Origin of the sequence: Borborobacter arsenicus, from assembly GCF_003934165.1 — a bacterium.
Classification (GTDB): Bacteria; Pseudomonadota; Alphaproteobacteria; order Rhizobiales; family Rhizobiaceae; genus Pseudaminobacter; species Pseudaminobacter arsenicus.
Genome location: NZ_ML133508.1, coordinates 257,570 through 280,503 on the forward strand (window position 1 = coordinate 257,570; position 22,934 = coordinate 280,503).

The 22,934-nt window shown below is 59.0% G+C and carries 21 protein-coding genes; 14 read left to right on the plus strand and 7 right to left on the minus strand.

What is annotated here, in order from left to right; all coding sequences use genetic code 11:
* Window positions 1-103 precede the first annotated feature (103 nt).
* Entirely contained in the window at window positions 104-1,090 is a 987-nt protein-coding gene (locus tag EET67_RS01250; protein WP_128624379.1) for a diaminopimelate dehydrogenase, read from the minus strand.
* Between the two features lie 190 nt (window positions 1,091-1,280).
* On the opposite strand from EET67_RS01250, the gene EET67_RS01255 reads away from it, so the two are divergent.
* Both EET67_RS01255 and EET67_RS01260 read left to right on the plus strand, forming a co-directional pair.
* The gene (locus EET67_RS01255; RefSeq protein WP_128624380.1) at window positions 1,281-1,694 is read left to right on the plus strand and encodes a tellurite resistance TerB family protein; all 414 of its coding nucleotides are present in this window, start codon (window positions 1,281-1,283) and stop codon (window positions 1,692-1,694) included.
* A 19-nt stretch (window positions 1,695-1,713) separates the two neighbouring features.
* Entirely contained in the window at window positions 1,714-2,538 is an 825-nt protein-coding gene (locus EET67_RS01260) for a sterol desaturase family protein (RefSeq protein WP_128624381.1), read from the plus strand.
* Between the two features lie 105 nt (window positions 2,539-2,643).
* Here EET67_RS01260 and EET67_RS01265 read toward each other — a convergent pair whose 3' ends face one another.
* Together EET67_RS01265 and EET67_RS01270 are read right to left on the minus strand one after the other, a co-directional pair.
* Entirely contained in the window at window positions 2,644-3,486 is an 843-nt protein-coding gene (locus tag EET67_RS01265; RefSeq protein WP_128624382.1) for a transporter substrate-binding domain-containing protein, read from the minus strand.
* Window positions 3,483-3,815: a hypothetical protein gene (locus EET67_RS01270; RefSeq protein ID WP_128624383.1), complete on the minus strand. Its 333-nt coding sequence runs from the start codon at window positions 3,813-3,815 to the stop codon at window positions 3,483-3,485. Before EET67_RS01270 ends, EET67_RS01265 begins: the two co-directional genes overlap by 4 nt.
* A 46-nt stretch (window positions 3,816-3,861) precedes the next feature.
* On the opposite strand from EET67_RS01270, the gene EET67_RS01275 reads away from it, so the two are divergent.
* Window positions 3,862-5,808, plus strand: a complete 1,947-nt coding sequence (locus EET67_RS01275; protein ID WP_128624384.1) for a glycosyltransferase family 2 protein — start codon at window positions 3,862-3,864, stop codon at window positions 5,806-5,808.
* 28 nt (window positions 5,809-5,836) lie between these two features.
* Here EET67_RS01275 and ppk2 read toward each other — a convergent pair whose 3' ends face one another.
* Window positions 5,837-6,736: a polyphosphate kinase 2 gene (gene ppk2, locus EET67_RS01280; RefSeq protein ID WP_128624385.1), complete on the minus strand. Its 900-nt coding sequence runs from the start codon at window positions 6,734-6,736 to the stop codon at window positions 5,837-5,839.
* 207 nt (window positions 6,737-6,943) lie between these two features.
* On the opposite strand from ppk2, the gene EET67_RS01285 reads away from it, so the two are divergent.
* The 8 genes from EET67_RS01285 (at window position 6,944) to EET67_RS01320 (ending at window position 16,136) form a co-directional block, all read left to right on the plus strand.
* Window positions 6,944-8,218 (plus strand): ATP-binding protein, encoded by a 1,275-nt coding sequence (locus EET67_RS01285; RefSeq protein ID WP_128624386.1) that lies wholly within the window; start codon window positions 6,944-6,946, stop codon window positions 8,216-8,218.
* 115 nt (window positions 8,219-8,333) lie between these two features.
* Entirely contained in the window at window positions 8,334-9,053 is a 720-nt protein-coding gene (phoU, locus tag EET67_RS01290) for a phosphate signaling complex protein PhoU (protein ID WP_128624387.1), read from the plus strand.
* 261 nt (window positions 9,054-9,314) lie between these two features.
* Window positions 9,315-10,637: a nucleotide sugar dehydrogenase gene (locus EET67_RS01295; RefSeq protein ID WP_245450653.1), complete on the plus strand. Its 1,323-nt coding sequence runs from the start codon at window positions 9,315-9,317 to the stop codon at window positions 10,635-10,637.
* 71 nt (window positions 10,638-10,708) lie between these two features.
* Window positions 10,709-11,854 (plus strand): Wzz/FepE/Etk N-terminal domain-containing protein, encoded by a 1,146-nt coding sequence (locus EET67_RS01300; RefSeq protein ID WP_128624388.1) that lies wholly within the window; start codon window positions 10,709-10,711, stop codon window positions 11,852-11,854.
* Between the two features lie 410 nt (window positions 11,855-12,264).
* Window positions 12,265-13,395, plus strand: a complete 1,131-nt coding sequence (locus EET67_RS01305; RefSeq protein ID WP_128624389.1) for a glycosyltransferase family 4 protein — start codon at window positions 12,265-12,267, stop codon at window positions 13,393-13,395.
* A gap of 48 nt (window positions 13,396-13,443) precedes the next feature.
* Window positions 13,444-14,511 (plus strand): non-hydrolyzing UDP-N-acetylglucosamine 2-epimerase, encoded by a 1,068-nt coding sequence (wecB, locus tag EET67_RS01310; RefSeq protein WP_128624390.1) that lies wholly within the window; start codon window positions 13,444-13,446, stop codon window positions 14,509-14,511.
* Window positions 14,512-14,569: 58 nt separating this feature from the next.
* Window positions 14,570-15,553 carry a Gfo/Idh/MocA family protein gene (locus tag EET67_RS01315; RefSeq protein ID WP_128624391.1) on the plus strand — a complete coding sequence of 328 codons (984 nt, stop codon included), beginning with the start codon at window positions 14,570-14,572 and terminating at the stop codon, window positions 15,551-15,553.
* 13 nt (window positions 15,554-15,566) lie between these two features.
* The gene (locus EET67_RS01320) at window positions 15,567-16,136 is read left to right on the plus strand and encodes an acyltransferase (RefSeq protein WP_128624392.1); all 570 of its coding nucleotides are present in this window, start codon (window positions 15,567-15,569) and stop codon (window positions 16,134-16,136) included.
* 81 nt (window positions 16,137-16,217) lie between these two features.
* On the opposite strand, the gene EET67_RS01325 is transcribed toward EET67_RS01320, so the two are convergent.
* On the minus strand, window positions 16,218-17,567 hold the full coding sequence (locus EET67_RS01325; protein WP_128624393.1) for a DUF2793 domain-containing protein: 1,350 nt from the start codon (window positions 17,565-17,567) through the stop codon (window positions 16,218-16,220).
* A gap of 176 nt (window positions 17,568-17,743) precedes the next feature.
* Here EET67_RS01325 and EET67_RS01330 point away from each other — a divergent pair, with 176 nt between their 5' ends.
* Together EET67_RS01330 and EET67_RS01335 are read left to right on the plus strand one after the other, a co-directional pair.
* Window positions 17,744-18,991: a glycosyltransferase family 4 protein gene (locus EET67_RS01330; protein WP_128624394.1), complete on the plus strand. Its 1,248-nt coding sequence runs from the start codon at window positions 17,744-17,746 to the stop codon at window positions 18,989-18,991.
* 191 nt (window positions 18,992-19,182) lie between these two features.
* Window positions 19,183-19,698 (plus strand): GNAT family N-acetyltransferase, encoded by a 516-nt coding sequence (locus tag EET67_RS01335; RefSeq protein ID WP_165899747.1) that lies wholly within the window; start codon window positions 19,183-19,185, stop codon window positions 19,696-19,698.
* A 17-nt stretch (window positions 19,699-19,715) separates the two neighbouring features.
* On the opposite strand, the gene EET67_RS01340 is transcribed toward EET67_RS01335, so the two are convergent.
* Both EET67_RS01340 and EET67_RS01345 read right to left on the minus strand, forming a co-directional pair.
* Window positions 19,716-20,315 carry a sugar transferase gene (locus tag EET67_RS01340; protein ID WP_128624396.1) on the minus strand — a complete coding sequence of 200 codons (600 nt, stop codon included), beginning with the start codon at window positions 20,313-20,315 and terminating at the stop codon, window positions 19,716-19,718.
* Between the two features lie 9 nt (window positions 20,316-20,324).
* A complete protein-coding gene (locus EET67_RS01345; protein ID WP_128624397.1) occupies window positions 20,325-21,470 on the minus strand; it encodes a DegT/DnrJ/EryC1/StrS family aminotransferase in 1,146 nt (381 codons plus the stop codon).
* Between the two features lie 221 nt (window positions 21,471-21,691).
* On the opposite strand from EET67_RS01345, the gene EET67_RS01350 reads away from it, so the two are divergent.
* On the plus strand, window positions 21,692-22,810 hold the full coding sequence (locus EET67_RS01350) for a DegT/DnrJ/EryC1/StrS family aminotransferase (RefSeq protein ID WP_128624398.1): 1,119 nt from the start codon (window positions 21,692-21,694) through the stop codon (window positions 22,808-22,810).
* Window positions 22,811-22,934 lie beyond the last annotated feature (124 nt).

A 22,934-nucleotide genomic window follows, 5' to 3' on the forward strand; every position in this document is an offset into this window, starting at 1 on the left:
CTCGCGACGATGGGCGTCAACGATTGCAAGGGTTTTTCCTTGCGGCGCAAGGACGCCGCCTCCGGGCTCTTCCAAGCCTGCCGCCGCCGGTCGTATTTGCTGCCTATAGTTGCTCGGCGCGCAACTGGGCGGGGCTTTTCGGCGAAAGCAGTCCAGGCGCGACGTCGAATACGGTCATGGCACCATATTGGCCCATCGCGTTCAGGCGGTGCACGGCTCGCGCATAAGCCACGAGCACGCTGGCGGTGAATTCCGGATTGCTGCCGAGCTTGAGGCCGTACTCGATCACCTGGGCGTTTTCTTTCGAGGTGTTGCCGCTGCGGATGACGAAGCCGCCATGCACCATGGCCTGGTGATCGCGTGCCAGGTCCTCGGCAGAGATGAAATTCACCGTGGTGTCGTACTCGTCGAAATAATGCGGCATGGTGACGATGGCATTGTGTACCTGTTCGGCGTCCGCACCCTCCTCCAGCACGACAAAGCACTCGCGCCTGTGCTTCTCGCGGGTGGTAAGCGTCGGGCGTGAAGCGCTGCGGACGCGGTCTACGGCTTCCTTGACGGGGCGGGTATATTGCACGGCACCCGCAACCCCCGGCACTCGCCTGACAGCATCCGAATGGCCTTGGCTCAGCCCATCGCCCCAGAAGGTGTAGGTCGCGCCATCCGGCAGAAGCGCCTCACCGACGATGCGGTTGATCGAAAACATGCCCGGATCCCAGCCGGCCGATATCAGTGCCGTCCGGCGGTTCGCCCGTGCCGGTGCGTCCACCGCAGTGAAATATTCCGGAATTCGCGCATGGGTGTCGAAACTGTCGACCGTATTGAACAGGGCGGCCAGTTCTGGGCCCTGCCGAGGCAGATCGTCCTTCGATCCGCCGCACAGGATCAGCACGTCAATGCGATCCGTGTGATCCGGCAGCGCACTCATTGCATGTACCGGCGTCACCGCATCCCTTGGCTTGAGATGCTCGGGCGACCGGCGGGTGTAGATACCGACGAGCCGCATATCGGGGTTTTTCGCAATGGCAGCTTCCACGCCGCGTCCGAGGTTCCCGTGCCCGGCGATGGCGACCCGGATTTGCTCAGCCATTAAAGATTCCCTCATGCAATTCGAATGGTCGTGAGGGATAGCAAATAAATCGTCGCGATCAAGCAGGTCCTTGCCTGTCCGCACAGCTCCAAGGCCCGTGACGATAGGCGTCAATGGTCGCATGGGTTTTTTCTTGCCGCGCAGGGGCGCCGCTCCTAACTTCGCCCCGTATCATGCGAGGATATGAAGAATGCCAACCCCTACCACCCATGAAGCACTGATCTATCTCATGGTGATCACATCGGCTTCGGACCGGGACATGACCGATGTGGAACTGGCGCGAATTGGCGATGTCGTCCGCTCCTGGCCGGCGTTCGAGGGCTTCAACGATCAGAAGCTGATCGGCGTTGCCCAGGATTGCCAGAAGCTTCTGCATGAGCCGGAGGGACTTGGCGGCGTGCTTGCGATCGCGGCGCGTGCCATTCCTGAACGGCTGCGCGACACTGCCTATGCCGCAGCGCTTGAGGTTGCCGCAGTCGATCTCGAAATGCGGCTGGAAGAAGTGCGTGTCCTTCAGTTGCTGCGCCAGAGCCTCGACCTCGACGCTGTCGTCAGCCATTCAATCGAACGCGCGGCGAAGGCACGGCATCGCACTTTGACGTGATGCCTTTGGAGATGCTGCGATGGATGGGGTGATCCCTGGCGAGGCTGCCATACGCATGGCGGCATTCCTGGCGATCTTCGCCTCGATGGCCGTCTTCGAATTGTGGTCGCCGCGGCTGGAACGGCCGGAAATGGCGTCGGCGCTGAAATCACGCCGCTGGTTCACTAATCTGTCGATGGTGGTGATCTCTTCGCTTGTTCTGCGGGTGATCTTTCCCGCGGCGGCCGTCGGTGCCGCCGCCCTTGCCGAAATGCGGGGCTGGGGCTTGCTGCACATGGCCGGGATCGACGGGATCTTCGGTGGCGTCTTTGCCTTTGTGGTGCTCGACCTTGCCGTCTGGCTTGAACATGTGGTGAGCCATAAGATCCCGTTTTTGTGGCGCATCCACCGCATGCACCATTGCGATGTCGGCTTCGACGTGACGACGGGACTGCGCTTCCATCCGTTCGAGATACTGATCTCCATGGTCTGGAAGGCGGCTGTCGTGATTGCGCTCGGCGCCCCGGTGCTTGCCGTGTTGCTGTTCGAGATCGTGTTGAACGGCTCGTCCATGTTCAGCCACTCCAATATCCGCATAGGCGCGCGGGCCGACCGCCTGTTGCGTCGCGTGATCGTCACGCCCGACATGCATAGGGTTCATCACTCCGCCGAGCGTGCCGAGACCGATTCCAATTACGGCTTCAATTTTTCTCTCTGGGACCGGCTGTTCGGCACCTATGTCGAACAGCCGCGCCGCGGTCATGACGGCATGACGATCGGCCTTGCCGAATATCGCGGGGATGAACCGACCCATATCGGCTGGCTGCTGCGGCTGCCGTTCCTGTCGAACCGCAGGTCGAAATAGGCTTGAGCAGCGGACGTTCTGACGAACGCGACCCCGCTGCTCGGACTCGGTTTCTTTAGCCGCATTTGTGCAACGCCAGACGATTCCGTCTGGCTGCAAACCGCTCTAGTAGAAACCGATCGGGAAATAGCGCAGATACAGCTCGGCGAAGCGGCCTTTCACCGATATCTCATGCAGCGCGTAGTTGAGTGCGTCTGCCAGTATAGGATTGTCGGGAGCAACCGCGATGGCAAGGCCGGTTCCCAGATATTCCGGCGCCAGATAGGGCCCACCGGCAAAACGACAGCATCGGTCCGATTCTTCTCCCGCCAGCCAGAATCCAAATCGCATGCCATCGCCGAAGGCAGCAGCGATTTTGCCCTCTTTCAGATCGTCGAACAGCCATTCCTGCCGGCTATATGTAACCACCCTGGCCTTCGAAAAATAGTCGCGCAGCATGCCCTCATGGGCAGACCCTGCCATCACGCCGATCCGTTCGTTCTCGACAGCCCTGAAGATCGGTTCGCCCAGCGGGGAACTCTTGCGGGTGAGGAAGCGGGCTGGAAACTGCAGATAGGGCCGGGAGAAAGCATATTTGGCACGGCTTTCCTGGGTTATCGCAATGCCGGCAATGATCGCCTCGCCCTGTCCGTCATGCAGCGCCTTTTCCAACTCGCCCCATGGCAGCGCCTGGATCTGGCATTTCGCCGAAATGTCGAGTTCAGCGCAGATTGCACGTGACAGATCGACATGCAGACCTGAGAGGCGGCCGTTCGGGTCAAGAAAATTGAATGGCGGAAAATCGGTCGTCGTCAGGAAACGCAGGCGTTCGAGCGTCGACAGGTCCGGTTTCACCAGTCGTTCCTTGGCATCCCAGAATACCGGTACGTCCGGTTCGGCGGCGCGCGCTGGCGACCACGCAAGGCTTGCCGTGAAAAATAGTAGGAAAACGACCGACGCAAGATTCACTTCTGCCTGCTCCGATTGCTGAACGGTTCGAACCTTGTCGAGTCCGGTGGATCGTTGTGGGGAGCTTTAACTTGCCAGCCGGCGCGACGCAAAACGATTGTTCGGCCGGAGAGTTCGTGACCCGCGGCCGGACATATTTTGTGGCTGTTCCGGTCACTCGCAAGGCTCTGATGCTTTTTGGCTATGGCCGGGCTGGTTTTGCCGTGCATAATCACGATGGGATGCAGCATTGGGGGATGTTGCTGTGAGGGTTGACTTCCAAAGGCGGCGGCATTGCCGCCATTCGGATCGACGGTGCGCAACGGTAAAATCCGTTGTTTCTTGTGCATTTCGCGTAACGGCTGAATCGACCGGCCAGCTTGCTGCCGGTGCGAGATGGTTGCTGTAGAGGCAAGGCGAGCAACCGGCACGGCTGCCACGGCAGATGGCGCCAAGGGCTTTCATCCCGAACTCGAGAATGCCAACGAGAACGGAATAAGCCTGTTTGGTGCGCTGGTACTGCCGGAAATCACCGCCTGGCGGCCGGTCCTGGATCGGTTGGGCATTTCAGTGTCCACCTGCATCGGGCTAGCCTCGCGGGCAGGGGGCAGCGGTTCGAGTTTCCAGGCTGAACTGCTGGCTTCCGGTATCGTTACCGAGGCGGAGTTCTATCATGCGGTCGCCCAGGAACTTGGCGTGGCTTTCGAAGCCGACCCGGACCCGCAGAAGCTTGTCATGCGTCAGGTCGACGGTTTGGCACTGCTGCGCCGCGGCGGCCACCGCATGGCGGCGCAGTTGGAGGATGGGCGAGGGGGCCTTGGTCATCTTGCCGCGCCGGACGTATCGGATTGGCAGCGCCTGAGGCGGTGTCTTCATGAGAAGCCTGCGTTGCGTCATCGGATAAGGATCGTCGCGCCCTCCGAACTTCGGCAAGCTATTCTTTGGCGCTCCCGTGAGGCGTTGACGCGCCTTGCGCTCACCAGCCTTTATGAGCAACGACCCGATTGTTCGGCCCGTTATGTGGTGAATGCCTATCAGGCCTTCGCACTGGGCCTGCTCATCGGTGCGATTCCCCTGGCCATGCTTCTGGCCCCGAAAAGCGCGCTTGTGGCACTGCATATCGTGCTGTCGCTGTTCTTTTCTGCCTGCGTCGCGTTGCGCGTAGCAGCGATCTTCTGGCTGCCTCCACCTTCCACCGGATCGTTGCCGGCCGTGTCCCGCGATATCCCGGTCTATTCTGTCCTCGTCGCGCTCGACAAGGAAGCCGAGGTGGTCCCCGACCTTCTTGTCGGGCTCAGTCGGATCAACTGGCCGGCAGGCAAGCTCGAAATAAAGCTTGTCTGCGAGGAAGACGACGCAGACACCATTCACGCCATCATGAACCATCCGCTCGGCGCCCGTGTCGAAATCATTGTGGTGCCCGACACGCAGCCACGCACCAAGCCAAAGGCGCTGAGCTACGCGCTGCCACTGACCAGCGGCGAATTCATCGTCCTTTACGATGCCGAAGACCGTCCTCATCCCATGCAGTTGATGGAGGCTTGGCAGCGCTTCCGCGATTCAGGCCCGGGGCTCGGTTGTCTGCAGGCCCCGCTCGAAGTGTCGAATCGCGGTGCGGGCATGATCGCGAACATGTTCGGCTTCGAATATGCCGCGCTTTTTCGCCGGTTGCTGCCGTGGCTCGCCGCCAATCGCCTCATGTTCCCCCTCGGCGGTACCTCGAATCATTTCCGCAGATCTGTGTTGGAGGAGGTCGGCGGGTGGGACCCCTACAATGTGACCGAGGATGCCGATCTCGGGTTGCGCCTGGCACGTTTCGGCTACCGCGCCGAGACCATTTCATGCCCGACGCTGGAGGACGGGCCGGAGGATTTCAGGACCTGGCGCCTGCAGCGGATGCGCTGGTTCAAGGGCTGGATGCAGACCTGGCTGGTCCATATGCGGGCGCCTGCACGGCTGGCGTCCGAACTGCCCCTGGCATCTTTCTGTCTTGCTCAAATCCTGTTTGCCGGCATGGTCCTGTCGGCCTTGCTCCATCCGTTCCTTTTTCTGTCCGCACTGCTCCTGATGGTACAGTCCAGCGCAGGGGTGCCGCTGGGCGGGTGGCAGAAAGCCTTGCTGGTCTTCGATTCGGTCAACGTCACCCTGGGCTATCTGTCTTTCATGGTTCTGGGCGGGCTCGCGCTCAGCCGGCAGGAGCGCAAGGGCTATTGGAAGGTCTGCCTGTTTACGCCCGTCTACTGGCTGATGCTGTCGATTGCCGCCTGGTGCGCTCTCTACGAGCTTTGCAAGCGACCGCATCACTGGAATAAGACACCGCACCGCAGATCGCAGTACCTGTGACGACCGGAAAAGAACTATCGGGTCGCTGTTATTTCAGGAAATCGGGTCCCTCGCCGATGATCTTCTCGTCCGCCTTGCCGATGACTGCGAGATCGCGACCGGCATAGGGCAGGGTTGAGAGTATGCGCCGCATGACTTCGAGTCTTGCCCGCCGCTTGTCATTGGAACGCACGATGATCCAGGGCGCTTCGGGCGAATGGGTGCGCTCCAGCATCAGGTCGCGCATCTTCGTGTAGTCGTCCCATTTGGTCATGCCCGCAATGTCCATCGGCGAGAATTTCCAATTGGTCAAAGGACTGTGGCGACGGTCATGAAAGCGCTTGAGCTGCATTTCCTGCCCGATATTCAGCCAGAATTTGAACAGGTGGATTCCCTCGTTGACGAGCAAGCGTTCGAAACGCGGCGTCTCGGCCAGGAACTGCTCATGCTGTTCATGCGTGCAGAAGCCCATCACGGGCTCGACACCGGCACGATTGTACCAGGAGCGATCGAAGGTGACGAACTCGCCTGCCGTTGGCAGATGCGTCACATAGCGCTGGTAGTACCATTGCCCGCGCTCGGTTTCGGTCGGTTTGGTCAGGGCCACGTTTCTGGCATTGCGCGGGTTCATATACTGCCGCAGTACATTGATCGTGCCGCCTTTGCCGGCAGCATCGCGCCCTTCGAGCACGGCCAGAACCCGGCTTCCGGTCGCCTGCATCCATGCCTGCAGCTTGACGAGCTCGATCTGTAGCTCTTCCAGCGTTTTCTTGTATGTCTTGCCCGGCATCTTCTCGTCATAGGGATAGTCGCCTGAGCGTAGCTTCTTCTTGTCGATCCAGTTCGGCAGTTTCGGATCGTTGATGTCGAAATTTCTCTCTGTGCCGTCGACCACCAGGCGCAATGGACCGGCGACTGTCGTATCGGCATCCTCTGCTGCATCTTTCATGGGCACAACCTCCTCGATGAAATGGACGCTACAGCATGAAGGGAGAAAGAGCGAAATGGTTTCCGCCGAATTCGATGAGAAAACAAAAAGATAGAGCAAGCTGGAGATTCCGTTTGGTCCCATCATGCTGTATTGGGTGCTTGTCGAACCTGCCCGGTGCCTCAGGCTAGGGCCCGTCAGGTCGTGTCCCGCCTGGCTGGATGTGCGATGACCGAGGCAAGCAATGAAAAACGTGGCCGTCGCATGATGCGCTTGTTCATCCACAGATTCCGACAGAATCGGTGGATGTTGGCTGCCGCTGTTGTTTGCGTGCTGGCTGTCCATATGATTGCCGATGGCGCAGGACCCGTGGCAATCGCCATTGCCGTGCTCCTTGTCTGTGCCGCCCTTGCGCCAAGCAGAATGCCGCGCGAGCGCGCCGCCGAAGCGGTCGCGGCAGCCGGCCATCACGCGCTCGAAGGAATGTCCGGCGAACATCTTGCGGCAGCGGTGACCGATCCTCTGATCGTGTTCGATGGGGACGGTGCGATCGTCCACGCCAACCAGGCGGCGTTCGATGCCTTCGGCAATCTCACACCCGGCATATTGCTGCTGCTGAAATTTCGTGCCCCGGAAATGCAGGAAATGATCCAGTCGGTTCTGTTCGGGCGGGTCTCGTCGCGCGAAATCGACTATGTCGAGCGTGTGCCGATCGAGCGTGCTTTCCGTGTTACCGCTTCGGCAGTTGGCAGGGGCACCGGCCTTTATGTGCTGGTCTTCAAGGACCAGAGCGAGGCGCGCCGCATCGACCGCATGCGGGCCGACTTCATCGCCAATGCCAGCCATGAATTGCGCACGCCGCTGGCCTCCATTTCAGGCTTCGTCGAAACGCTGCGCGGGCCGGCACGCGATGATGCGGCGGCACGCGACCATTTCCTTCAAATCATGCAGAACCAGACCGTGCGGATGGCGCGTCTGATTGATGACCTGCTGTCCCTGTCGCGGCTGGAGATGCGACCCACCTTGAAACCCGGCGTCAGGATAGATTTGCGCGGTCTCGTCCAGAACGTCATCGATTCTCTGGCTCCGCTGGCAGCCGAGACAGGCGTGAGCATCGAGCGGGACTTCCCGGACATGACGCTGGAAGTGTACGGCGACCGTGACGAACTGTTTCAGGTGTTCGAAAACCTTCTGGAAAACGCCTGTAAATATGGTCAATCGGGCGGACGGGTGGCCATATCGATCGCCGGGCCCTTATCCAGTCCCGAGGGAGAAACCACGGTCACCATCCGTGATTTCGGCCCAGGAATTGCCGAGGAGCACATCCCACGCCTTACCGAGCGCTTTTACCGTGTTGATGCCGGCGCCAGCCGTGCCCAGAAGGGCACCGGCCTTGGCCTGGCCATCGTCAAGCACATATTGGCCCGCCACAATGCCCGGCTGTCGATCCGTTCGACGCTTGGCGAAGGTGCGGCTTTCACGGTGCATTTCCCGCCTGCATGAATACCTTCCCAATAGCCGCTAAATCTCTGCTGCCCGCACTGCAGCTGTTTCTTTTTTCCGTCATGTAGCTAGCCTATGAGTGTAGATTCAGGGCTTTCGGGAAAACGGGTATTCCATGCAATCGCACCATATTGTCAGTGCCTATGATGACGAGCTGAAATTCCTTACCCGCAAGATCGCAGCGATGGGGGGGCATGCCGAGCGTATGGTCGACCAGGCGATCGTAGCCCTCGTCAACGCGGATCCGGAACTTGCGCAACAGGTTGTCCGCGACGACGCCACCCTGGACGAGGCCGAACGCGAGATCGACGATCGGGCCATCGTCATCATCGCCAAGCGGCAGCCGGTTGCAGGCGATCTGCGCGAAATCATCGGTGCAATTCGCATTTCCGCTGATCTGGAGCGGGTGGGTGACCTCGGCAAGAATGTTGCCAAGCGTGTCGTTGCCGTGGCCGAGGGCCGTCAGCCGGTCAGCCTTTATCGGGGATTGCAGGCATTGGCCGAACTGGCGCTGACACAGCTCAAGGAGGTGCTCGACGTCTATGCCTCCCGCTCGGTGGAACGCATCGAGTTCGTCCGCGATCGCGACAACCAGATCGACGCCATGTACACGTCCCTGTTCCGCGAACTCCTCACCTATATGATGGAGGACCCGCGCAATATCACGCCCTGCACACATCTGTTGTTTTGCGCCAAGAATATCGAGCGCATTGGCGACCATGCCACCAACATTGCCGAAACGATCTATTACGTGGTTACCGGCGATCAGATGCCCCCGGAGCGTCCGAAGCAGGACAAGACGCATCGCGTTACCCTTGCAGTGGATACGCAATAGGCTGGCCTGTCAGGCGATTTCCCCAGGTTTTGCGATGAAGCGGGCCCGGTCACGCTGGTCTTTTTGCCTGTCGTGGGTGGGCACGATTGTCGTAGGGCGGAGGAAGTTCTTGGAATTTTACATCGCTTCGGATATGCAGCGCGCACAGAGCACTGTGAACACAGCCTGTTAGGCGCGTCTGGCATATCGAGGCAGCAAGCATTTTCCTTTGACTCGGATGTCGATGCCGGGACATTTCGACGGCTTCCGGAGATCACGATTTTGAACAGCTATTCCAGCACGCATGCGGGCCTGGTGGCCGCTTTCGAGCAAAAAACTGCACGCATTGGCATTCTCGGCCTGGGCTATGTTGGCTTGCCGCTTGTGCTTCGTTTCAGCGAAGTCGGTTATAAGGTTGTAGGCTTCGATATCGACCAGTCCAAGGTGGATGCGCTCCTCGAAAAGCGGAGCTATATCGACCACATCTCCTCCGACAAGATCGGTACGGCAATCGCCGGCGGCTTCCAGCCGACCACCGACTTTTCTCGCGCTGCCGAGGTGGACGCGCTGATCGTCTGCGTGCCGACGCCCCTCGACAAGCACCGCGAGCCCGATCTCAGCTTTGTGCTGGATACGGTCGATTCCCTGCTTCCCTATGTCAGGCCGGGGCAGGTCCTTTCATTGGAAAGCACCACCTATCCGGGCACGACGGATGAGGAGTTGCTGCCGCGCATCGAATCCCGTGGCCTGAAGGTCGGATCGGACTTTTTCCTCGTCTACTCGCCGGAGCGGGAAGACCCGGGCAACAAGAATTTCACCACGCGCACGATCCCCAAAGTGTGTGGTGGCCATACGCCGGCCTGTCTGGAAGTGGGGCTCGCTCTTTATGGACAGGTCATCGACAAGGTGGTCCCGGTAAGCTCGACGCGGGCCGCAGAATTGACCAAGCTGTTGGAAAACATCCAGCGCGCAGTCAATATCGGCCTGGTCAACGAGATGAAAATGATCGCCGACAAGATGGACATCGACATCTATGAGGTGATAGACGCGGCGGCGACCAAGCCCTTCGGCTTCACGCCCTATTATCCCGGCCCCGGCCTCGGTGGACACTGCATCCCGATCGATCCGTTCTACCTCACCTGGAAAGCGCGCGAATATTCCGTCAACACCCACTTCATCGAGTTGGCGGGCGAGATCAATCGCGACATGCCGGCGTGGGTGGTCGAAAAGATCGCGGACGCCCTCAATGACCGCAACAAGTCGCTGAAGGGCAGCCGCATTCTGGCCCTTGGCATCGCCTACAAGCGCGATGTCGACGATATGCGTGAGTCGCCCTCCGTTATCGTGATGGAATTGCTGCGCGCCAAAGGAGCGCTGGTCGATTATTCCGACCCCAATGTCCCTGTCTTTCCGAAGATGCGCGAGCACAAGTTCGATTTGGCCTCAGTGGCGCTGACGCCCGAGGCGCTTGCATCCTATGATGCCGTGGTTCTTTTGACGGATCATTCGGATTTTCCCTATGACCAGATCCTGGAGCATTCACGCCTTGTTGTCGACACGCGCGGCAAGTATCGCCAGCCCCACGAGCGGCTGATAAAGGCTTGAGCGATCACGGCGTCGTAACGGGGCGCCGCCATGATCGAATGATCCTTGCGACTATCTGAAGGGATGCGGATTTGGAGAATGAGAGACATACGGAAATAGATCTGCGCGTGCTCATCGGGCAGCTTTGGCGAGGAAGGCTCACCATCGTCCTGGTGACAGCGCTGTGCGTTCTTCTGGGAGGACTTCTCTATTTCGTCGCACCGAAGACCTACGAATCGGTCGCGACCTTCTTTCCGTTGAGGCAGTCGCTATATGCCGAATATATCGACTTGGCGTCAGCGACAGCCTTGCCGTCCGCCGTGGATGGCGAGATCGAGCGTGGCGATCTCATCAAGACTGCGTTTCCCTATACTCGCAATGATCTCCTCAGCGAATTCACGACCTATCTGCAAAACCCTGCCCATCTCCTGCAGGGTGTTCAGGAAAGCGGCATCGTCTCATCAGAAGGAGCCGAGGCTGAGCGCAATGCGGCGGCTCTTTCCTTTGTACGGCGCATTGCATTTACCGCACCGACCGAAAAGGACCCGGGTTTCAAGATGCGCGTGCGGGCGAACAACCCGGAGGCGCTTGATCGCTTCGTTTCCTGGACTGTGAGCCAGGCCGGCGTTGATCTTGCCGAGGGGATCAAATCGTCGGTTGTTCGCAGGATCGAGGCAGGCAATAAGCAAAGGAACGATGCGATAGCCCAGTTGCGCGTCGAGATTGCCTCCCGCAAGGCGAGGGCGGACATAGCACGCAAGGACGAGATGGCCGTTTTGACGGAACAGGCTCGGATTGCGCGCTCTCTCGGCATCAAGGAGCCAGTGGCCCTGCAATCGCTGAGCGCGCAGGGACAATCCGGCGCAGGTGCCTCCGCGCAGGTGTTTTCGGGAGATCAACCGACTTATTTCCAGGGCAGTGCCGCCCTGGAGGAGCGTATAGCGCTGCTGAAGGATCGCAAGGACGGTGATCCCTTCATCTTTGACCTGCGCGACCTGGAACGGCAGGTTTATGTGCTCGAAAACGACACTCGTGCAGAGCGCCTGAGCCAGAGGCTGGACCAATCGCCGCTGAAGGACCCCGCTACCGCTCCCATGGTGGAGTACAGTGCCATCGGCGCCAGCCCGGTGAAGGTTTTCCCCAAGCTCAGCCTGTTCGGTGCGGGCTCTCTGCTTATCGGCCTGATTCTCGGATCGGGCCTGGTGCTTTTGCGGGCTGGTGCCGCGAAGCGACATTAATTCGTCACTAGGATCCAGGGAGCCTGGTTTGAGGGCAGGGAAGTGGGTGTGGCTCAACTGAATGATATTTGCTGCATTTCCCGCGAGAACCCGTTTTTCATAAACGTGACAGCATTCTGGTGATTGGCTGTTTGCGGTTTCTGCGTGGTGCCGGCAGTGTGTGGTGTCCTCGTATTCCACCGATGCTGGCCATTTTCCTTCCACGGGATCTTCGGCAAACACGAGATGTATCGGACGGGACTTTGTCCAAGCCGAGTTGGATATCATCATTATTTACAGGATTGGTGTCGGAATTGTCATTTGTGCGCGTTTCGATCATATGAACTGGCCAATGCCTCATTTTTCGACCGATTAGCAGGTCCTGCTCCCCTTGGACCTCTGGGTCGCCGCGAATACAAATCGGGAATGGAATGAAACAATCTTCACGCGGAAAGATCGTCGCTCACCTCACGTCGGTGCACCCTCGCTATGACACGCGTATTTTCTTGAAAGAGTGTCGCAGCCTCGCGTCGGCAGGCCATCGAGTTTCCCTTGTAGTAGCTGACGGCTTGGGAGATGAAGAGAAAGATGGCGTTTGCATTCTCGATGTCGGCAAACCCCGCAACCGCCTGGACAGGATGACAGGTGTAACAAGAAGGGTGATGGCGCGCGCGCAATCAATTGGCGCCGATATCTACCACCTGCATGATCCGGAGCTTCTGCCGGTGGGACTCGCTTTGAAACGAAACGGGGGCCGTGTCATCTTCGATGCGCATGAAGATGCGCCTCGGCAAATTCTCTCGAAATTCTACCTCCATCCAATTGTGCGCCACTCGATTTCGTGGCCCCTGGGGGTACTCGAGCGCTATTCCTGCCGTCGTTTTGACAAGGTGATAGCGGCGACGCCTGCAATCCGCAAAAAATTTGATGAACTGAGGATTCCCGCAGTCAACATCAATAATTTTCCTTTGCTGGGCGAACTTGAGACAGAAGCTCCATGGGACCATAAGCAGAAAGAAGTTTGCTATATTGGCGGCATCACGGCTATCCGCGGCATCCGCCAAGTGGTCGCCGCTATGGCAATTGCCAGATCGGGCGCGCGCCTGAACCTTGGCGGCCCATTCCCCGAAAAGGATGTTCGCAGCGATGTAGAACAATCGCCGGGCTGGAGTGCAGTCAATGAACTTGGTTTCGTTTCCCGTCCAGAAATGAGGGAAGTGTTGGCTCGCTCGCTGGCTGGCATAGTGACGTTCCTCCCCGAACCCAACCATATCGAGGCACAGCCGAATAAAATGTTCGAATACATGTCTGCGGGCATACCTGTGATCGCATCCAACTTTCCCTTATGGCGCGAGATTGTTGAAGGGAATGAGTGTGGACTTTGCGTTGACCCGCTGGACCCCTCGGCCATAGCCGCCGCCATTGACCATCTCGTTGACAATCCGGGTCACGCCCGACGAATGGGTGAAAATGGTCGCCTTGCAGTTCAGGAACGATTCAACTGGACAGTTGAGGAGCGTAGCCTTCTGAGCCTATACGAAGAACTTCTGCCGCAGGCTTGAGTCCACGACCCAGTATCAATTCTTCAAACTCAAAGATCACATGACGCCATGAAAACAATTGCTACCATCGTCGGCGCGCGGCCGCAGTTCATCAAGGTCGCGCCGGTCAGTCGCGCGCTTGCCGCAACCGGTGCGATCAGAGAAGTGCTCATCCATACCGGCCAGCATTTCGATGCTGATATGTCCGACGTGTTTTTTGAAGAGCTTGGCATTGCCAAGCCCGACCATCACCTTGCCATCCATGGTGGTGGCCACGGCGCCATGACGGGTGCGATGCTGCAAAAGCTTGAGCCGCTGCTGGAGGAAGTGAAGCCTGATCGGGTTCTGATCTATGGCGATACCAATTCCACGCTGGCGGGGGCGCTTACAGCGGCCAAGCTGCACATTCCGGTTGCCCATGTCGAGGCAGGCCTGCGCTCCTTCAACCGCGCCATGCCCGAAGAGATCAATCGCATCGTTGCAGACCAGCTCTCCGATCTGCTGTTCAGCTCGACCGACACTGCCACCGCCAATTTGAAGCGGGAGGGCGTGGATGAAGCCCGCATTTTCCAGGTGGGCGACGTCATGTACGATGCCGCCCTGCAGTTTTCCGAACGGGCAAGGCAGCAAAACAGCCTGCAGCGCTTCGGTGTCGAGCCGGGCAATTACGCTCTCGCTACGATCCATCGTGCGGAAAACACCGACGATCCGGCGCGGCTGCGCAACATTGTCGAAGCGCTCGAGGAAGTTGCACAAACACTGCCCGTGATTCTACCGTTGCATCCGCGCACGGCAGGTCGGATGAAAACGGCAGGCCTTGCGTTCTCCAATGTGCGGACGACGACGCCTCTGGGCTATCTCGACATGGTCGCGCTCGAATCGCAGGCCGCCGTCATCGCCACCGATTCCGGTGGAGTGCAGAAAGAGGCCTTCTTCTACAAGGTACCGTGCGTCACGCTGCGTGACGAAACCGAGTGGGTGGAACTGGTTGAGCTGGGCTGGAACCGCCTGGCGTCCCCCTCCGGCGGTGGGCTTGCACAGGCGGTGCTGCAGGCAATCGGCAGCAAGGGCTCCTCGGGTCAACCCTATGGCGATGGCCGCTCGGCCTCGACCATAGCTGAAATACTGGGACGATAATTTCCCAGGAAAGGGATCTGCCCGACCCCACTTATCTGGAACAGGAATTTGTAAGTTCATGGCATCGATCGCACATATCGGCTACGGCTATTGGGGCAAGAACCTGGCCCGGAATTTTTCCGAGCTCGGCGTCTTGAAAGCCATTATCGACCCTGACCCGAAGGCTGCGGCTGCTGCGGCGGCCGCACTTGGTGTGAAGGCAATTTCATTCGAAGACATGCTTGCCGCGCCTGGCATCGATGCGGTGTCGATCGCCTCTCCAGCCGAAATGCATTTCAGCCATGCCATGGCGGCGCTGGAGGCTGGCAAACACGTCTATGTCGAAAAGCCTCTGGCGCTGGACATTGGCGAAGCCGAGCGGCTGCATGCCGAGGCCCTTCGCCGCGGGCTGACGCTGATGGTCGGCCACCTGCTGCAATACCACCCGGTCTATGTGCGGCTGCGCGCGATGGTCGAAGAGGGCGAACTGGGGCGCTTGCTCTATGTTTATTCCAATCGCCTCTCGCTGGGCAAATTCCGGCGCGAGGAAAATGTTCTGTGGTCGTTTGCGCCGCACGACATTTCGATGGTGCTCGGCCTCTTCGGCGACGAGCCTTCCCATGTGACCGCGCAGGGCAATGTCTCCTATACGCCGGGCATTGCCGATATGGTGACGATGCAGATGCATTTCCCCGGTGGCGGCAGCGGACATGTCCAGGTGTCATGGATGCACCCGTTCAAGGAGCAGCGGCTTGTGGTCATTGGCGAGAAGGCCATGGCGGTGTTCGAGGACAGCCAGCCCGACTGGGAGCAGAAGCTGAAGCTCTACCGGCACCGTATTGATTGCAGCGGCCCCGTACCGATCCCTGAAAAGGCTGATGCCGAGGCAATCACGGTGCCGCGCTCGGAGCCTTTGCGCAATGAATGCGCGCATTTCATTGCCTGCGTCGATGAGCAGCGCAAGCCGATTACCGATGGTGTCGAGGGCCTTGCTGTCCTGCGCTGCCTGCAGAAGGCGGAATTGGCGCTGCGTGACAATTTGGGCCATCAGGCCGCGAGATAAGGATACTCAATAGATGAGCAAGGAAAGCTTCGTTCACGAAAGCGCCTATGTCGATGACGGCGTGGAACTCGGCGCAGGCACCAAGATCTGGCACTTCAGCCATATCCTCAAAGGCAGCCGCCTCGGTGCGAATTGTTCGGTCGGGCAAAATGTCATGATCGGCCCAGATGTAGCCGTTGGCGACAATTGCAAGATCCAGAACAATGTCTCCCTCTACAAGGGCGTTGACCTGGAAGACGGCGTGTTTTGTGGTCCGTCCTGTGTTTTCACCAATGTTCTCAACCCACGCGCGGAAGTTGAGCGGAAGGACGAGTTCCGCAAGACGCTCGTGCGCCGCGGCGCAACGATCGGCGCCAACGCCACCATCGTCTGTGGCAATCAACTGGGAGAATATTGCCTGATAGCCGCCGGCGCGGTTGTGACAAAGGACGTGCCGGCCTTCGCCTTGATGGCAGGTGTGCCGGCCCGGCGTATCGGCTGGGTTTCGCGCGCAGGCGAGATTTTGGATGAAACGCTCATATGCCCGCGCACCAAGGAGCGTTACGAGCGTGCCGGTGAAACCCTACGGCTTGTCGAGGCGTAGAAGCCATCCCGTACATGATGAAACACTCTGATCATGGAGAGCGGCAACATTGCCGCTCTTTGCCGTTTCCAGTTACCGGTCCTAAGCAAGCCAACGATTGAATCCGGCGATCACTCCGACATTGTCGTCAACCTGGGTGATGCCGCCCATCAGTGCTGGACAGGCAAGCAGGTAGCGATTGCCTGCCGTCGCGGCATTGATGTTGCAAGGCATTGGCTGGTATCCAGCATTGCTTCGCGGGGATTGCTCATCGAGCACCGTCATGGATACCCAGCCATCGGCAGGCGAAATCACGACGTGATTGTTGCTGGCCACGCCATTCTTGATGAAGGTCTGCCCTGGATACCAGCGATAGACGATCGGTGCGTCGAGAGCGCGCACATACACATGAAATGTCATCATCGGGACCCGCGGACCGTCTGTGAGATAGGTGCTCAGGAAGTAACTCGTTCCTCCAAGCACGACCGGAGTCGTGGCTGTTCCCGCCCCTACGGTGATCTGCGCAACATGGAACTCGACGCCATAACGTCGTGAGGCCGGGTCTCGGATCGTATCAACCAGGTTCTTGATCTCTGGAGCGAGCGCACCGCCGGTGCCGCCATAGTCATTGTTGTTGGTGATGTATTTGCCAAAGGTGGCGACCGTCGCGCCGTTATACAGCGTGAGGTAAGCTGGAAAGGCGAAGGCGCCAACTGCAGTGTCCCTCGCACCATTGCCAGCGAAGCGGCCGCTGTCAGGGAGCAGGCTGACGGCAAAATCGCTCAAGATATTGGGGGAGGAAATTCGGCCGGTACTCCGATTGATTTTCAGCGCCTGCTTCCAGTTCGCTCCATCCGAACTCACCTTGATCGCCAGGTCGTTATCGCCAACCAGGCCGATCTCGGCACGGCCTGAAAAGCCCGATTGCAGGAGCAGGGAAAGCACATTCGATGCGCCTTCCTTGTTCATGGTGTAACGCAGGTCACCGTCGCCGCCATCGGCTACAGCCAGCGCTGTCCAGAGCGCCTTGTTGAGTTTTGCTGAAAACGGGTTCAAGCCGTCTGCCGTGGTGCCAAGGCCCAGTTGCGTCAGGTTCTGAAGCTCGACGGACCCATTGGTAAAGCGCTCCCAAGCCGAACCGCCCCAGTACACCGGAATGGCTTCATCGATCACCCAGGCAAGCCAGCCCTGCAGTGGCGCCAGGAAATTCCAGCCGCCATCACGCCAGACCGCCACCATCCCGTCCTTTCCCTGCCAGTCCCCGACGGCAGCCGCCGCGACGATATAGCGGTCGCCATCGCTTTCGCCGCCGGCAGGCGCGGTGAGAGTACGGCTGACAACAGCGAGTTGTACGACTGCATCGAGCAAGTCGAGAGCTTCGTTATGGGTGACATGTTTCTGCGCCTGGCTCGGCATGATGTAGGGAAGTGTGAGATTTGCGCTGCTTTCCATAGTTCGTACCCGCGTTGGAGATGCCTTGCACGAGTATGGAGCCGTGTTGTAGGGGGTGGATAAAATCGTGGACGTCTACCCTTCAACTCAAGACGAATGCGTAAATGTAGCTCGATTGACGAGTCCACGTCGTGGGTGCGGCTGGACAATGCCGGCACCGGTACGGGAACTAGGCTTTGAATATCTGGTACATCCACCATTATGGCGGCGGCCCAAATCTGGGCTCGTATGATCGGCCTTATCAGCTCGGCAAGGCCTGGCAGGAGCTTGGCCATTCCCCGACCGTTTTTATCGCGGCGTTCCACCATCTTCTCCAACGGCAGCCGCCGCTGGAAGCCGAGCTTTCGATCGACGGCGTCCGCTATCTGACAGTCCCGGCCCGGCCCTATAGCAAGAACGGAATAGACCGCCTCCTGAATATTTGGGATTTTTCCAGGAACCTGTATTCGGCCGGACGCACCTTCGGCGAGAGGATCGCTCCGCCGGATCTGGTGATCGCCTCGTCCCCTCATCCGTTTACGATCTTCCCGGCGCATAAGCTGGCGCGTTGCCACGGTGCGAAGCTCGCCTTCGAGATCCGCGATATCTGGCCCTTGAGCATCACGGAAATCCTCGGCACGTCGCGGCTGCACCCCTTCGTGCAGATGTGCGCATTCGCCGAGCGCTTTGCATTGAAAAACGCCGACCTGATCGCCTCTGTCCTGCCGCGCGCGGATCGCTATCTGGCCGAGCGCGGCTATGGGAGCAAGCCCTTCGTCTGGGTTCCGAACGGCATTGGCATGAGCAGGGCAAAAGCCGAAAGCTTCTCAAGCGAGGCTGGGCAACTCGCAAGCGAGAAACTCAAGGAGTGGAGAGCGCAAGGAAAGATCAGCATCATCTATACGGGCTCGATCGGTAAGCCGAATGCCATCGACCTTCTCCTGAAAGCCATCGCCTACGGAGAATCGACCGGTGAGGGAGAGCGTTGTGCGGCCCTCATCGTCGGCAAAGGCGAGCAAGTGGAGGCACTGCAGGCTTTCGTTTCTAAGAAACGTCTCTCCAACGTGCATTTCTCCGGATCAGTTCCAAAAAACGATGCAGTATCCCTCCTGAACGGGGCCGATATTGGTTATGCTGGGCTGAAGAACATCGAATCCCTTTTCGGCTACGGTATTTCCCCAAACAAGATTGCCGACTACTTCCAGGCGTCGTTGCCGGTTATCCTGCCGATCGCTCCCTGTGGAGACCCGGTTTCGGAATCGGGCGGAGGGATTGCCCGCAAAGCCGAAACGCCGGAAGCGGTGTGGGAAGCCTTGCGCGAACTCATCCTTCTGACGCCCGAAGAGCGCAGCGCACTCGGCGCGAAAGGCAAGGCATATGTAGCGCGCGAATACGACTACAACGAGATCGCCAGACGCTATGTCGAGGCGGCCAGGCAGCTTTAGAGGCGAAGAACGGGAGCATCGGGGAGCCGGCAGTTGCGTGCCATGTGACCCGATGTTAGTATACCTTATTTCTCTTCTATTCTCTCAGAGAATATTTAATCGAGCAGGCGAGATTCGGTAACGTAATGGAAATAATACAAGTTACCAAAGAAAATACTGCGCTATATTTGGATGGCATTGCGAAGGTTCATATGTCTGCCTATTCGCATGGCCATTTCACGTCGACGTTTAATCATGAGAAGCTAAAGGAATACAATCGGCTGCTGCTCGACAATTCCGACATATCCCTCGTGGCAGTGGAGGATGGCCGGGTGGTCGGATTTATGATCTCTGGAGAAGCGGTATCGCGAGGCGTTAAGGAGTTCACGCGGCAAAACAGGCTATACCTGATTTACAAGCTATTGCTCCGGCCTGATTTTCTTGCTGCGAAGGCCTTTGGAAAACTGAAGTCGATGGCATCGCAATCTGGACCGGTGACCAGATATAGACTGCTTTCCATTGCCACCGATGCTTCCGCCCAGAGCACTGGTGTCGGCAGGCAGATTCTGGCCGCACTGGAGGACAAACTCAGGGAGCGCGGGCTCGACAGCTACGGCTTGTCCGTCAGATTGGATAATCCGCGCGCGGTGCAGTTCTATCAGCGCAACGGGTTTATGGTCGAGAGGGAACAGCCCGGCGCGTTATATTTCAGGAAGGACTTGAGGTAGGCAGCGGCTGCCACCGTTCAGCCTTTGACGATCTTGGCCAGCGTTCTGCCGATCAGCTGAATGTCGAGCCGCAGGGAGCGCTCATCGACATAACGCTTGTAGAGCGCGAACTTCCTCGGCATCACCTCATTCACATAAGCGGTTTCCGGATCTTTCGCGCGGGCAAGGATTTCCGCCTCGTCACTGAACTCGATGGCCGCGAAGTCGGTTATGCCGGGGCGGACAGACAGGATCACAGAGCGCTGTTCCGGCGTATAGCGGGCCATGAATGCCGGCACCTCCGGCCGCGGGCCGACGAGTGACATCTCGCCCTTCACGACGTTGAAGAGTTGCGGCAACTCGTCGAGCTTCGACTTGCGCAGCAGATGGCCAATGCGGGTGATCCTCGGATCGGAGCCGACCGTTATCTGCGGCCCCTCCGATGGCGCGTTTCGGCGCATCGTCCGGAACTTGATGATGCGGAAAGTCCTGCCGAGATATCCGACCCGCTCCTGGAGGAAAAAGGCTGGCCCCGGGCTTTCGAGACGAATGGCGAGCGCAATCACCGCCAGCAGTGGCGACATCAGCAACAGACCTGCAAGGCTGGCAGTGAAATCGAAGAGCCTTTTAGCCGACAAGTGCAGGCCTCAGCTGAAGGCGTTACGAATGACGGTGATCACTTCTTCCACCTCATCAGGCCGCATAGCCGAAAAAAGCGGCAGCGACAGGCAACGTTCGAAATAGGACGTGGCCACGGGAAAGCGATTGTCTCCAAGCCCGTATCGACCGTGCCAGTAACTCATCCGATGCAACGGCGTGTAGTGGACCGAATAGCCGATCCCGGCAGTATTCAGGGCCGTCTCGAGGTCTTGCCGCTTAATGGGGGCATCCAGCGTCAATCTGATCGGGAAGAGATGCCAGGCATGCATATCGCCATCGGCTGCATCGGGTGGCAGTTCGATCGGCAGCCCGGCAAGCCCTTTGCGATAAGCCGCGGCGGACTCGGCGCGTCTGGCGCGCATGTCCAGGGCCCTGGCAAGCTGCGTGCGGCCTAGCGCGGCTGCGATATCAGTAAGGTTATACTTGAAGCCGGGCGCAACGATGTCGTAACGCCAGCCGGCGGAGTCACCCTGGAACCGGCGAAATGCGTCTCTGTCGATGCCGTGCAGCCGCATGGTCCGACAGCGCTGGGCAACGGAATCGTCGGCGGTGACGATCATGCCGCCTTCGCCTGTCGTTATGGTCTTGTTGGCGTAGAAGCTGAACACGGTGGCGAAGGTGCCGTGCCGGCCGATCGTCTTGCCGCCGGCCGTTGCCGGAAAGCTGTGGGCGGCGTCCTCGATGATGACGAGGCCGTGTTGCGCGGCAATTGCTTGCAGCTCTTCCAGATTGGCCCCCAGTCCGCCGAAATGCACCGGCACGATCGCCTTCGTTCGCGGCGTTATCGAACGGACCACTTCCTGCGGGTCGATGCAAAGCGTATCGGGCAGGACATCTGCAAACACGACCTCGGCGCCGAGATAGCGCGCGACCTCTGCCGTTGCCGTGAAGGTTAGATCAGGAACGATTACTTCGTCCCCCGGCCCGATGCCCGCGGCTTCCAGTGCCAAATGCATGCCGGATGTGTTGGAATTGACGGCAATGGCATGCACGCCGCCACCCATTGCCTCGGCAAACTCGCGCTCGAACGCAGCACATTCCGGGCCTGTGGTCAGCCACCCGGACCGCAGAACTTTGACAACGGCTTCGATCTCCGACTCGTCGAGATCAAGCCGAAAATACGGTACAGCCATATTTGATTTTTCCTCAAAATTACCTGGCCAGGCAGTAGCCGGCCCCAACGGGTCCCTTCTTACACAGCTTGCCCGGTTGCAACCAGTCTTAATAGCGGTCGGCCAGGTCAATTGCCTGCAGATTGTGGTGGTTGCGTCCTGGGCCGTCTTGCCTTAGTCACACGGGACAAAGTCAGGGTCATATCCCCCTTCACGCGCCAACATCATATGGAAGCCAGCCAATGACCATCGCCTTTATCGATCTCGCCGCCCAGCAGGCCCGCCTTCGGCCTACGCTCGATCAGGCCATCGCCCAGGTGCTCGACCAGGGCCAGTATATTATGGGGCCGCAGGTGCGTGAGTTGGAAGAGCAGCTGGCCGCTTTCTGCGGTGCGAAGCATTGCCTGTCCTGCGCCAATGGCACCGATGCGCTGCAGCTCGCCTTGATGGCGCTCGGCATCAAGGCTGGAGATGCCGTCTTCGTCCCCTCGTTTACCTTTGCGGCAACCGCGGAAGTGGTGCCGTTCCTGAATGCCACGCCGGTCTTCGTGGATTGCCTGCCGGATACGTTCAACATGGATCCGGAGAGCCTCAAAAGGGCTATCGCGCATGCCAAATCGATCGGTCTCAAGCCGGCCTGCATCATCCCGGTCGATCTGTTCGGCCTGCCCGCCGACTATGACGTCCTCATCGCCATTGCGCGCGAGAACGGCATGAAGGTGATTGGTGACAGCGCCCAAGGCTTCGGCGGCGTCTACAAGGGGCGGGTGACCGGCACCATCGGCGACATCACCACGACGTCGTTCTTCCCGGCAAAGCCGCTCGGCTGCTATGGCGATGGCGGCGCGCTGTTTACTGAAGACGATGAACTGGCGGCGTTGATTGATTCCTTCCGCGTGCACGGCAAGGGCTCGCACAAATATTATAATGAGCGTATCGGCATGAACAGCCGCCTGGACACGCTTCAGGCAGCGATCCTCATGGAAAAGCTGGCGGTCTATGCCGACGAGATCGAGAAGCGGCAGGCTGTTGCCTCGCGTTACACTGCCGGCCTGTCGAACCGCTTCGAGACGCCTTACATCCCCGATGGGCTGAAGAGCATCTGGGCGCAATACACGCTGAAAACCGCCTCCACGGCGGAGCGCGATGCCTTCCAGCAGCGGGCCAAGGAAGCCGGTGTACCCACTGTCGTTTACTATCCAGTGCCGCTGCACCGCCAGAATGCCTACAAGGATTTTCCGTCCGATCCGGCAGGGCTGTCCGTCAGCGACGATCTGGCAAGCCGTGTGATCAGCCTGCCGATGCATCCCTATCTGGAGCAGGCGACGCAGGAAACCATCATTGCTGCGGTGGCCGGCTGATCTGGTGTTGATCTGTGCGACCAGCCGGACACGGATGGTCGCTATATGAAAAACACCGCGCCGCCCTATCGCCAGTTGACGTTTCCTACCTATAAGAGGATCAACGCGCTGTTGTTTCGCAGCC